Origin of the sequence: Priestia megaterium NBRC 15308 = ATCC 14581 (genome assembly GCF_000832985.1) — a bacterium.
GTDB classification, from domain to species: Bacteria; Bacillota; Bacilli; order Bacillales; family Bacillaceae_H; genus Priestia; species Priestia megaterium.
The window spans coordinates 2,803,459-2,815,993 of sequence record NZ_CP009920.1 but is presented as its reverse complement, the minus strand read 5'-3'; the positions used below and the strand labels follow the sequence as shown (position 1 = coordinate 2,815,993).

At 38.2% G+C, this 12,535-nt stretch carries 10 protein-coding genes and 1 other annotated feature; of the genes, 1 reads left to right on the top strand and 9 read right to left on the bottom strand.

Going from position 1 to position 12,535, the window contains the following annotated elements; all coding sequences use genetic code 11:
• Positions 1-203 precede the first annotated feature (203 nt).
• The 5 genes from BG04_RS15025 to BG04_RS15005 form a co-directional block, all read right to left on the bottom strand.
• Complete coding sequence (locus BG04_RS15025) at positions 204-1,121, bottom strand: ABC transporter ATP-binding protein (RefSeq protein WP_034654381.1); 918 nt, start codon at positions 1,119-1,121, stop codon at positions 204-206.
• Position 1,122: 1 nt separating this feature from the next.
• Entirely contained in the window at positions 1,123-2,193 is a 1,071-nt protein-coding gene (locus BG04_RS15020) for an ABC transporter ATP-binding protein (RefSeq protein ID WP_016763049.1), read from the bottom strand.
• A 14-nt stretch (positions 2,194-2,207) separates the two neighbouring features.
• Positions 2,208-3,134, bottom strand: coding sequence for an ABC transporter permease (locus tag BG04_RS15015; RefSeq protein WP_014461585.1), 927 nt, complete (start codon positions 3,132-3,134; stop codon positions 2,208-2,210).
• A 2-nt stretch (positions 3,135-3,136) separates the two neighbouring features.
• On the bottom strand, positions 3,137-4,072 hold the full coding sequence (locus BG04_RS15010) for an ABC transporter permease (protein WP_013055415.1): 936 nt from the start codon (positions 4,070-4,072) through the stop codon (positions 3,137-3,139).
• Between the two features lie 97 nt (positions 4,073-4,169).
• The gene (locus tag BG04_RS15005) at positions 4,170-5,816 is read right to left on the bottom strand and encodes a peptide ABC transporter substrate-binding protein (protein ID WP_013081756.1); all 1,647 of its coding nucleotides are present in this window, start codon (positions 5,814-5,816) and stop codon (positions 4,170-4,172) included.
• 666 nt (positions 5,817-6,482) lie between these two features.
• Positions 6,483-6,687, top strand: a binding site (T-box leader).
• 76 nt (positions 6,688-6,763) lie between these two features.
• Between BG04_RS15005 and trpS the strand changes: the two genes are divergently transcribed.
• On the top strand, positions 6,764-7,753 hold the full coding sequence (gene trpS / locus BG04_RS14995; protein ID WP_115648235.1) for a tryptophan--tRNA ligase: 990 nt from the start codon (positions 6,764-6,766) through the stop codon (positions 7,751-7,753).
• Between the two features lie 30 nt (positions 7,754-7,783).
• Here trpS and BG04_RS14990 read toward each other — a convergent pair whose 3' ends face one another.
• From BG04_RS14990 to opp4A, 4 genes are all read right to left on the bottom strand, one after another.
• Complete coding sequence (locus BG04_RS14990; protein WP_016763046.1) at positions 7,784-8,533, bottom strand: YjbA family protein; 750 nt, start codon at positions 8,531-8,533, stop codon at positions 7,784-7,786.
• Positions 8,534-8,833: 300 nt separating this feature from the next.
• Positions 8,834-9,748, bottom strand: a complete 915-nt coding sequence (gene opp4C, locus BG04_RS14985) for an oligopeptide ABC transporter permease (RefSeq protein ID WP_034654389.1) — start codon at positions 9,746-9,748, stop codon at positions 8,834-8,836.
• An 11-nt stretch (positions 9,749-9,759) separates the two neighbouring features.
• Entirely contained in the window at positions 9,760-10,725 is a 966-nt protein-coding gene (opp4B, locus tag BG04_RS14980; protein ID WP_013055410.1) for an oligopeptide ABC transporter permease, read from the bottom strand.
• 28 nt (positions 10,726-10,753) lie between these two features.
• A complete protein-coding gene (gene opp4A, locus BG04_RS14975) occupies positions 10,754-12,493 on the bottom strand; it encodes an oligopeptide ABC transporter substrate-binding protein (protein WP_034654391.1) in 1,740 nt (579 codons plus the stop codon).
• Between the last annotated feature and the right edge of the window lie 42 nt (positions 12,494-12,535).

Below are 12,535 nucleotides of genomic sequence, written 5' to 3'. Positions count from 1 at the left end.
ATTCCTTTAGTTATAAGATTTATACATAGATATTTTGTCTTAAATATAAAATTCTGAAAATTTTCAATAGTATTTTTCAATCCTTTACTGTATAATACCTGTAAAGCGCTAATGTTACTTGTTCTTACATGTTTTTTGCAACTTGAAGCTTAGTGTTCTTTGATAACTAAATAAAAAACGACCTCGTTGTGAGATCGTTTTTGTTATGTTGTATATGTGGCAAACTCTGCTTGAGAACAAGACACGTAGTGACCTGGAGATACTTCTCTAAGCTCCGGTTCTTCACCGTTATAGTCATGGATACTTGGATCATAAATTTTGCGCTGACGCGTTTTTTCACTGTCAGGATCGGGAAGCGGAATAGCTGAAAGTAACGCTTTTGTATATGGATGAACAGGGTTTCGATAAAGTTCATCACTTGGTGCAAGCTCTACAATCTTACCTCTGTACATAACGCCGATGCGGTCACTGATGTATTTTACCATTGACAAATCATGGGCGATAAATAAATATGTTAGTCCACGTTCACGCTGTAACTTCTTCATTAAGTTAACAACTTGAGCTTGTATAGACACGTCCAAAGCTGAGATTGGTTCATCTGCGATGATAAAATCAGGTTCTACTGCCAGTGCTCTTGCGATACCGATACGCTGACGCTGGCCGCCACTAAACTCATGTGGATAGCGATTTGCATGTTCTTTGTTAAGCCCCACTGTTTCAAGAAGCTCGTGAACCTTTGCCATACGCTCCTTTCTCGTCTTAGCTAAACCGTGAATATCAATGCCTTCTGCTATGATATCTGCTACGGTCATACGAGGGTTAAGCGACGCATATGGATCTTGGAAAATCATTTGCATTTTACGATTGAATTTTTTAAGCGCTGAGCGTGATTTGCGACCATGTACATTTTCGCCATTAAATAGTACCTCACCGCTAGTAGCGTCATATAAACGAATAATCGTTCTGCCTGTCGTTGACTTTCCGCAACCGGATTCACCTACAAGCCCTAATGTTTCTCCGCGGAAGATGTCAAACGTCAGACCATCAACTGCTTTAATTGTTCCTTTACTTGTGAAAAAATGTTGCTTTAAGTCTTTAATCTCTAATAATTTATCTGTCATGTTATTCACCATCCTTCGCTACGAGTACAGGTGTACTGTATACATTATCAACTTTACGCATGCGGCGCTGAACTGAAGCAGGCGGCTCTACTTTTGGTGCATCGGGATGTAACAGCCATGTTTTCGCATAGTGCGTATCAGATATTTTGAACATTGGAGGTTCTTGCTCAAAATCAATTTTCATTGCGTATGGATTTCGCGCTGCAAATGCATCTCCTTTTGGAGGATTCGTTAAATCTGGCGGCGTTCCAGGAATAGCAGCCAGCTCTTCTTCTGCCTCGTTGTCTAAGCTTGGCATAGAAGCTAGCAGTCCCCACGTATACGGATGTTTTGGATCGTAAAACACTTCATCCACTGTGCCCATTTCAACAATTTGACCAGCGTACATAACGGCTACTCGATCTGCTACATTTGCTACTACACCAAGATCATGGGTAATAAAGATAATAGAGGTATCCGTTTTTTTCTGAATGTCTTTCATCAACTCTAAAATTTGGGCTTGAATTGTTACATCAAGCGCCGTTGTTGGTTCATCAGCGATCAATAGCTTCGGATTAGAAGCAAGAGCCATCGCAATGACAACACGCTGTCTCATCCCGCCGCTGAATTCATGCGGATATTGATTCACACGCTGTTCTGGAAAAGGAATTCCTACAAGCGTTAATAACTCGACTGCCCGTTTTTTCGCTTCTGCTTTAGACACTTTGGAATGCTTAATTACGACTTCACCAATTTGAGCCCCAACTTTCATCGTTGGATTCAAGGAAGTCATCGGATCTTGGAAGATCATACCGATATCTTTACCGCGAATAGCTTCCATTTCTTTATCCGTTTTCTTAGCTAAATCAATGCCGTCAAACAGCATTTCACCGCTTTTGATTCGGCCAGGAGGCATCGGAATAAGGCGCATGATCGTTTGTGAAGTTACACTTTTACCAGATCCTGACTCACCAACAATTGCTAAAGTTTCACCTTTATTTAAATGGAAGTTAACGCCGCGAACAGCTTGAACTTCTCCGCCATATGTTTTAAATGATACAGCTAAATTCTTTACTTCTAATAAACGTGACATATGAGTCCACTTCCTTACTTACGTAGTTTTGGATCTAACGCATCTCGTAATCCATCACCAATTACGTTGAACGCTAAGATTGTTAAACAGATAAACAAACCTGGGAAAAATAAGCGCCAAGGATAGTATTCCAAAGCAGGTAAGCCTTCTGAAGCCATTGTTCCCCAACTTGCAAGCGGTGCCGGAACGCCTAGTCCCAAGTAGCTTAAAAATGCTTCTGTAAAGATTGCTGAAGGAATCGTTAGTGTCATTGTTACTAAAATTGGACCTGTCGCATTAGGAATAAGATGTTTAAATAAAATACGTTTTGTTGTTGCTCCTAATGTTTGTGAAGCCATTACGTACTCTTGGTTTTTCAACTGCAATACTTGTCCACGTACAATACGGGCCATGTTAATCCAGCCGGTAATGGTCATCGCCAAAATCATCGTGCCTAACCCTTGGCCAAGCATAACCATTAAAATAATAACGAGTAAAAGGTAAGGAACACCATATAAGATATCCGCAACACGCATCATTGTTTCATCCGTACGGCCGCCGCGGTATCCAGAGATGCTTCCCCAAACTACGCCAATGAATAAATCAATTAAAGCTGCTGCTAACCCGATAAATAATGAAATACGAGCGCCTTCCCACGTGCGAGCAAAAACATCACGCCCTAATTCATCTGTACCGAACCAGTGCTCAGAAGATGGAGCCTGATTAGCATTCAGCAAATCATTGGTTGCATAATCATATTTCACCATCAATGGACCAAATATAGCCATAAAAACAAGGAGAACCATTAGTACTACACCAAACATAGCAAGCTTGTTTTTGCGAAAACGAATAAAAACATCTTGCCAGAATGAAAGACTCGGTTTTTCAATCTTTTCTGCCTGAGCGTGGTCAATCCCTGCTGTTTCAAACATTTCTTTAGGAATTTTTGGAAGTTGCTGCATAGTTACTCTCCTTTCTTAGCACCTGTAAGTTTAATTCGAGGGTCAATGAATCCGTATGCAATATCTACAAGCAAGATACAAAAAAGTAGTAAAATACTGTAGAACACCGTTACGCCCATAATCGTTGTATAATCTCGGTTTGAGATACTGAGTACAAAGTGTGAACCTAATCCCGGGATACCAAATATTTTTTCAATAACAAAGCTACCCGTTAAAATCCCTGCTACTAAAGGTCCCATATAGGATACGACTGGAAGCATCGCATTTCGCATGGCGTGCTTAACTGTAATAACGCCTCTGCTTAAACCTTTTGCTTTCGCTGTACGAATATAATCATTGCTTAATACTTCAAGCATACTCGAACGAGTTAACCGTGCGATAAATGCCATAGGGGTTGAAGCGAGCGCGAGAGCTGGTAACACCGTGTGTGCCCAAGATTCCCAGCGTGCAACCGGAAAAATTTGTAGTTTCATAGCCAGAACGTATTGTAATACCGCTGCCATAATAAAACTCGGAACTGAGATTCCTAGAACTGCAATAACCATCGCCGTGTAATCTTGCCACTTATTATGTTTTAAGGCAGCAATAACACCAAGTACTACACCAATAGCAATTGCTATTAAAATAGCTTCCATCCCTAGCATGAATGAAACAGGGAATCCGCCGTTGATCAAATCGTTTACCGTTTGGCCTTTATATTTGAAAGATGGACCAAAATCCCACTTTAAAATTGATGTTAAATAATCAAAGTACTGATGGTACCAAGGCTGGTCTAAACCGTAATACTGATTTAGATTTTTTTGAATTTCAGGGGGAAGCTGCTTTTCTGATGTGAATGGACCTCCCGGAACAGCACGCATTAAGAAAAAGGTTGCTGTTACGATTAGCCATAATGATAGAAACATATAAATAAGTCGTTTTCCTATATATTTGAACACCCTGACACACCTCCATATTTTTACAAAATTCGCGCACAAGAAAGAAAAGTATATGGAGCACCAGGCCCCATATACCCTTTGTCATAATTGATGTTACTTACTCAAAATGAGCCCACTTAATCTGAATGTCTCCAAGTCCAGACATCACAACATCTTTCAGCTGCTTGTCTTGTACCCAAGCGTTTGTGTAGAAGTAGATTGGTGCCACTGGCATTTCATCCATGAAGATACCTTCTGCTTTTTTCAACATTGCCTGACGTTTTTTAGGATCTGTTTCTTTTTGAGAGTCAATTAATAACTTTTTATATTCTGGGTTTTCCCAGTTTGTATCATTGTTTCCGCCTTTTTTATCACGGAACAATTCTAAGAAGTTAATTGGATCGTTAAAATCTCCTAACCAGCCCATACGTCCAACTTGATAATCTCCTTGGTGTAACTTTTCAATGTAAACAGCCCACTCAGAGTTGTCTAACTGTACTTTAATGCCAAGGTTTTTCTTCCACATATCTTGAACAGCTTGTGCAATTTTTGCATGTTTTTCATCCGTGTTGTATGAAACCTTAATTGCTGGTAGTTCTGAAGCATCTTTAAGGCCCATTTCTTTCAAGCCTTTTTCTAAATATTCTTTTGCTTTTTTCACATCATTGTCTTTGAAGTAACCTTTTTTGTTATCTTCAAACATTGTTGGTGGTACAGCCGCCATCGCTGGAACTGAACCGTCTTTTGTAATTTGTTCTGTAATACCTTTACGATCAATTGCATAAGCTAATGCTTTACGAATGTTCACGTTGTCTAAAGGTTTTTGTTCTGTATTAAACTTGTACCAGTAAGTACCTGCAATCTCTTGAATGTTTAATGAACCGTCTTTCTTTAATTCAGGAAGTGCATCAGCCGGTAATTGACCAGTAGGCATACCCGCCCAGTCTAATTCACCGTTTTTGAACATTGAAAGTTCAGTGTTGTTATCATTGATCATGTACATTTCAACTTTTTTAAGTTTTACAGCATCTTTATCCCAATAGTTTTCATTAGGAACTAACTCGATTTTGTCATTATGTTTCCAAGCTTTAAGCTTGAAAGGACCGTTTGACGTATAGTTTTCGCCTGCATTTGTGTACCATTTTTCATTTGATTCAGCAATTTTCGTATTCACTGGGAAGTACGTATAGAAAGCTGTTAATTCTAAGAAATATGGCGTTGGGTTTTCTAATGTTACCTCAAGCGTTTTATCATCTGTTGCTTTAACGGCAACATCATCTAATGAACCTTTTCCTTCATTGGCAGCTTGTGCATTTTTAACATAGTATAATTGATATGCATATTGAGATTCGTTTTTAGGATCTAACGCCCATTTCCATGCATATTCGAAATCTTTTGCTGTTACAGGGTCACCATTTGACCATTTTGCATCGTCGCGAATCGTAAACGTATATTTAGTTTGATCATCGCTGACCTTCACATCTTTCGCCATTGCATTTTCAGGTTTTCCATCTTTACCGATACGAGTTAAACCCTCAAATGTTTGTAATAATACGTTTGATGACGTTGAATCATTAGCTAAGCCTGGGTTTAATGAAAAAGGCTCAGTTTTAATGTTTACGCGAAGCTCTTGCTCTTTTTTCTTTTCGCCGCCATCACTGCTAGCATTTTCACTGCCACCAGATTCTTTGTTAAATCCACATGCAGCTAAAAACAAGCTCATTACAAGCAGCAAACTGAAAAGAATCGACAACCTTTTCTTCATTGCGTGTTACCCCCTATTAAATTTTGTTTGTGTGGCAACCATATTTTTTTGATATGCACTAATTTCTTAATCCTCTTTCAATACAAAATAATCAGTTATTTTTTCATGTAGTAGAGCATTAAAGACCTCACTGCAAAATTATTCTTCTACTCTATGAAACTGTCATCAATTGTTTACATGCTGTAAATCCAATGTATGCGCTTAATATGTAGAAGACTCATTCATTACAAAATTCGCTAATTGAAACAAAACATTGTCTATTTTGTGTTTTCTGAAAAATTAAGAAATTGTAATACCTTTGTAAAAAATATGTTTGTTACGCCTATTATAAATATTTTAAAAATTTATTGCAATACTATTATTTAATGGTATTTTTTTGTCATGGGGGAAAAAACCTTATCTTATAAGGATTGTGCCTACTTGTCAGACTTCTAAAATCTTTTTTGTAGTATAGGTATTACGATAGTATTACAAAGCCATTAGAAATATTAAATAAAAGATTTTTACCAAATCCTCCACCAAATTTTCATCAAGAAATGCTTTAATTAAAAGGTTCTTGTCTTTTTTTGCCGCTGAAAAATCCCAGTAAATTGTCTTATAAAACTTTTTAGTGATAAGATGTTTAAATTCCTGCTTTTTCGCGTTATAATAACGAATAACTATATAATTAAAGCTGTGAAAAAGAGTAGTATGCAGAATTTTCATTTTCAGAGAGTTTGTGGCTGGTGAGAACAAACATTGAAACCTGCAGAATGGACTTTGGAGCTTTCAAGTGCAAAGCTTGAACGTTGACCTCAACGTTACATGAATAAAGATAGTTCACAATTATGTGTACTAATTAGGGTGGCAACGCGGTCCATTCGCCCCTAGCTTATGCTAGGAGCGGATGGGCCTTTTTATGTTGTATCCGTAAATTAGCATCATATATGAGCAGATGAAAGGAAGATTTGATGAAAACAATTTTTTCAGGTATTCAACCAAGCGGTACAATCACTTTAGGTAACTACATTGGAGCGATGAAGCAATTTGTTGAACTTCAACATGACTATAACTGTCATTTTTGTATTGTAGATCAGCATGCGATTACAACGCCTCAAGATCGTTTAGCACTTCGTAAAAACATTCGCAGCCTTGCTGCTCTGTATGTAGCGGTAGGAATTGATCCAGCAAAATCGACTTTATTTATTCAATCGGAAGTGCCTGCCCACACAGAAGCGGGATGGATGTTACAGTGCGTAGCGTATATCGGTGAACTTGAACGTATGACTCAGTTTAAAGATAAGTCCGCTGGAAAAGAAGCAGTATCAGCAGGATTACTAACTTATCCTCCATTAATGGCAGCGGATATTCTTTTATACAACACCGATTTGGTTCCAGTTGGTGAAGATCAAAAGCAGCATTTAGAATTAACGCGTGACTTAGCTGAGCGCTTTAACAAAAAATACAATGATATCTTCACTATTCCTGAAGTACGTATTCCAAAAGTGGGCGCACGCGTCATGTCTCTTCAAGATCCTACGAAAAAAATGAGCAAGTCCGATCCAAACCAAAAAGCTTTCATTACGCTTTTGGATGACGCTAAAACAATTGAAAAGAAAATCAAAAGTGCCGTAACGGATTCAGAAGGTATTGTTCGCTACGATAAAGAAAATAAGCCAGGCATTTCAAACTTATTAAGTATTTATTCGATCCTAGCCAATAAATCGATCGAAGACATTGAAGCGATGTACGAAGGCAAAGGTTATGGTGACTTTAAAGCTGACACAGCCAAAGTGGTAGCTGAAGCACTCGCTCCAATTCAAAAAAGATATTATGAATTAGTTGATTCTAGCGAGCTAGATGATATTTTAGATCAAGGTGCCGATAAAGCAAATACAACAGCTAATAAAATGCTTCGCAAAATGCGAAACGCAATGGGAATTGGCCGTAAACGTTAAAAAAAACGACTGCTATGCAGTCGTTTTTTTTTAATTAACTTTTGGCTCTTGTTCAATTTCCCAAAGTTTTTCAAAGAAAGGTTGTCCTTTTACTAAGCGCTCGCATAATAATTTATGCTTCGGTGACCACCCTGACTTCGTTTCATCGTATAGCTGACTCCACACGTCTTGAAACGGCATCTCTTGAATATCTTCGTACTTCGTTGGATTCCACTCCGTGTACCAGTAGCGGATTTGAGCTGTATTTTTTGTGGTATGTAGCTGATCAAGTGCCATAAATAACAGCTGTTTTAGCTGACGTTCTTTACGTGTTAGTCCTCTCATCGTTTCAGGAGACGGTGAAAGAATATGATGCTCTTTTTTATTCAGCTCGTCTTCACTGAACTTATATTCTAGCTCTTCTTGATCCGCAATCATCTCATAGACTAACTGTTCCTGTCTTGGAATTAAGCGGCTTTTTCGAATCGGAATATGATATCCCATCGTATCAATTGCTAAAATATTCGTTCCATCTGTAACAATAAAACAATATTCAACCTGCGTGCGTTCATGATTTTTCCGAATGTATGCTTTCTGATAGACATCTTGTAGTAGTTGTTGAGGTAGCTCGGAAAGATCATTTTCAATGTAATGAAATAAAAGCGGATTTACTTTTAATAACGGTGCTTGATCGAGCAGTTCTACACAATCGTCTTTTCTCCACTCATGGAAATGACACACATTATAACCGTTTTCTTCGCCTTCAAACCAATTAACCCATACATCATGAAGATATAGCATAATTTACCCCTCACTTACTATCTGTTTGTTATCCATCAGTATAGGCAGAGAAAGGAATTTTTATTCCAAATGATGTTATTTTTCTAAAAATTAATTGTAAAATGCCTTCGTTTTTGGTCATTATTCAAATGCACTTGTTTCGAAGCTCAGATATAACGCCAGTGCTAATGATTGCTAAAGGCTTCATGAGCTATATTCACCCCTATAAGCAGAAAAAAATCCGAGTTTCTTCTATAGTAATAGGTTTGTCAGGAGGTCTGACAAACCTAAAAAAATCTATCACACTTTTGTGATAGATTTTTAACGAAGAGATTTGGGATTCAAAGCATCTTTTAATCCTTCACCAATGAAGTTGATAGCTAGGATCGTAAATGTAATAGCTAAACCTGGCGGAACCCACATCCAAGGCTTATTCTGCAGCACATCTGATTCCCTTGCTTCTGTCAGCATATTCCCCCAGCTTGGCGTATCAGCCGGCACGCCAAAACCGATAAAGCTAATCGCTGACTCAAACACAATAAGGATCGCCATCTGCAAACTGGCTTGAACCACAATCGTTGAAAACACATTTGGCAGCAAATGTTTAAAGATGATTTTAAACGGGCTGCACCCAATGGAAACGGCTGAAAGCACATATTCATTTTCTTTTTCAGCCAAGACTTTGCTTCGCACCAGTCGGGCCGTACTTCCCCAGCTTAAGAAACTAACAACTAGGATGAGCGTCCAAACGCCTGAGATCTTTCCAATTAGGATTGTATTTAACACTACAACGAAAACAATTAGCGGAAAGTTTAATACAAAGTCTGTAAAACGCATTAAGAATTGATCCACTTTGCCTCCGTAATAACCCGCAATCGAACCAATAAGAGTTCCGATTAAAATAACGAGTGTTGTACAGGCAACTCCAATCAGTAACGAAGTTCTTCCTCCATACAATGTACGTGCAAATACGTCTCGCCCATTTGTATCCGTTCCAAACCAATGCCCACTAGAAGGCGCTGCATTCATCGCCATATAGTCGATACGTGTAATATCTGCTTTTGTAAGCAGCGGTGCAAAAATGGCAAGAAGCGTAATCACAATCATGAAAGCTAAACTTATCATGGCTAGTTTATTTTTAACAAACTTCTTTCGCGCAATCGCCCATGGAGAAAGGTTTTTAGGAGCTTTCATATTCACTTCTGGCTGTACATCTTTTTTCGTTACAATTTCCATACTTTCTCCTCCTAATCCAAACGAATACGCGGATCTGCTACGCCGTATAACAAATCAGCAACCAGATTCCCAACCAGTGTTAAAATTGAAAACAACATTGTAAGCGACATCATAACTGAGTAGTCACGAGTTGCTACAGAGTCAACAAACAATTTTCCAATTCCTGGATACGTAAAGATCGTCTCTGTAATGATAGAACCGCTAATGATTGTTACAAGATCAAACCCTAAAAACGTAATAAGCGGAATCATTGAGTTGCGTAGGATATGAACATTATAAATTTTAGATTCTTTTGTCCCTTTTGCTCTAGCAGTGCGCACAAAATCTTTGCGACTGTTTTCAATAATATCATTGCGCAAAAATTGGGTATACTGCGCGGTCGACATCAAGCCAAGAATCAGCGCGGGTAATATAACGTGATGAATTCTACTTTGAATAAATTCCCATGATCCCTCTTTCAATCCTACTTCAACAGAACCGCTAAATGGAAACCAACCTAACTGAAAGGAAAATAAATAAATGCCTACGATCCCTGCGATAAACGATGGAACCGCTAATGCAAAGTAATTATATCCTGCAATAAAGTTATCTGCTAAGGTATACGGTTTTCTTCCTGCATACATACCTAAAATAAATGCAAACACATACGTAATCAAAAGCGAAGTCAAAGCTAAAAAGATAGTATTAGGCATACGCTCTAAAATAATATCTAATGTCGGTAACTTATGAGTTGTTGACTTTCCTAAATCTCCTTGTGCCACTCCCTTTACCCAGTTCCAATATTGAACGTAGATAGGATCGTTATATCCTAGCTTATCACGCATTTCCTCAATGTATTTTGGATCTGTATTACTAGGGTTGATTTCTCCCCCAAAAGGGTCCCCTGGCATCATTTTTGCCAGGGAAAACACAACAAAGGAGATCAGAATCAACATTGGAATCATCCCTAAAATACGTCTTAGTGAGTATTGCAGCATCGTTGACTCTCCTTTACATGTAAAATACTTATTCCGTTACAGACCATTTCTCCGGATCTACAACTACCGTTGATGGATCTAGAGTTACGTTTTTCACACGCTTATTCACAGCATAAATATTGATATTTTCCCATAAAGGAAGTACTGGCAGCTGCTCATTAAAGAATTTTTGCCATTTTACATATACATCTTTACGGTATTTATCATCAAATGATTTTTCACTCAAACCGTCTTTAAGCATTTCATCAGATTCCTTATTTACCCAACGTCCATAGTTCCATTCAGCATCAGAGCTCCATAATCCTGTAGGATCTGGATCTGAACCAGTGTCCCAAGAACCAAAGAACGCTTCTAACGCCTTATCGTCGTTATCTTTCATTTCATTGTACAAGTTAAATTCAACAAGTGAACCCGTTGCTAATTTTGTTTTAATACCAATATCATTCCATGCTTGCATAATAGCCTTCGCACGACCCTCGAAGTTAGCTGGACCAGCATAGTGACCGAATGAAATCGTAAATGGTTTTCCGTTTGGATCTTCTACAAAACCGTCATTATTCTTGTCTTTATAACCAGCTTCAGCTAATAATTTTTTAGCTTTTTCAGGACTATACTTGTACTTTGTTAAATCTTTTTGGTCAGCAGCAATCCAGAATACAGACGGAATAACTGTGTTAGAAACAACCGCTTTGTCGTTCATAAATGCTTTTACCATTGCTTTTCTATCTATTGCATAAAGCAATGCTTGACGAAGTTTTAGATCTTTGAACTTTTCGTAATCATCTACGTTTTTACCAGCTTTTTGATCACGATGTCCAAATCGTAGACCAATATACGAATAACTAGTTGATTTCCCTTCCAAAAAGTCTAAGTTTTCTGCTTTTTCAACTTGCCCTAGATCAGCTGGGCGAACATCCATAATGTCGACATCGCCTTTTTTCAATGCTCCGGCGGAAACAGATGGATCCAGTACTTTTACAACAACACCATCAAGGTGAGGTTTACCTTTCCAATAATCATCATTACGTTCCATTTGGACATATTCACTTGCTACTACTTTTTTCACTTTAAACGGCCCAACACCAATAGGCTCTTTACGAACTTGTTTGGACTCCGCAAGATCTTTTACAGCAATTCCTTCGTAGTACTTTTTCGGCATTGGATACGGCCATAGATTGTCTAAGTTATTTACACGAACTTCTTTAAACGTTACTTTAAATGTTTGTGGATCTACTACTTCAACTCCGGAAATAGAATCCGCTTTGCCGTCGTGATATTCTTGAGCGCCTTTAATGTGCTCAACGTTTACATAGCGTGGACCTGTATAGTCTTTATCGGCAATCGTTTCATACGTATATTTAAAATCATCTGCAGTTAATGGATCTCCGTTATGCCACTTAATCCCCTTTTTTAATTTAAACGTGTAAGTTAGTTTATCACCACTCACGTTCCAAGTAGCTAAGTCAGATTTAATTTTTAATTTCTTATCATAAGTAAAGAGACCTTCATTGATAAATTCTAAGATTTGGCTATCATATGCACTACCATACAATGCGTACTCAAAAAGCCCTTCCGGCGCTCCGTCAATCCCATACGTAATCGTTCCGCCATCTTTTGGCTTGTCTGTTTTTGCACCTTCAGTTTTTGTTTCTCCGCCTTCTTTATTACTAGAAGATGAAGAACTGCTTCCACCGCTGCATGCCGCTAGAAAAAGCGATAGCACAAGCAAAATGGAAACAAGTGATAAAAACGATTTCTTTTTCATCATGACGTTCCCCCTATTTAACTAATAATCTGTTCGTATGTAGCT

What these genes read in the sequence shown, in the direction of transcription:
- opp4A (WP_034654391.1), bottom strand. Translation starts at nt 12,493, where the DNA reads ATGATGAAAAAGAAATCGTTTTTATCACTTGTTTCCATTTTGCTTGTG.
- BG04_RS15025 (WP_034654381.1), bottom strand. Translation starts at nt 1,121, where the DNA reads ATGACAGATAAATTATTAGAGATTAAAGACTTAAAGCAACATTTTTTC.
- BG04_RS15015 (WP_014461585.1), bottom strand. Translation starts at nt 3,134, where the DNA reads ATGCAGCAACTTCCAAAAATTCCTAAAGAAATGTTTGAAACAGCAGGG.
- opp4C (WP_034654389.1), bottom strand. Translation starts at nt 9,748, where the DNA reads ATGGAAATTGTAACGAAAAAAGATGTACAGCCAGAAGTGAATATGAAA.
- BG04_RS15020 (WP_016763049.1), bottom strand. Translation starts at nt 2,193, where the DNA reads ATGTCACGTTTATTAGAAGTAAAGAATTTAGCTGTATCATTTAAAACA.
- opp4B (WP_013055410.1), bottom strand. Translation starts at nt 10,725, where the DNA reads ATGCTGCAATACTCACTAAGACGTATTTTAGGGATGATTCCAATGTTG.
- BG04_RS15005 (WP_013081756.1), bottom strand. Translation starts at nt 5,816, where the DNA reads ATGAAGAAAAGGTTGTCGATTCTTTTCAGTTTGCTGCTTGTAATGAGC.
- BG04_RS14990 (WP_016763046.1), bottom strand. Translation starts at nt 8,533, where the DNA reads ATGCTATATCTTCATGATGTATGGGTTAATTGGTTTGAAGGCGAAGAA.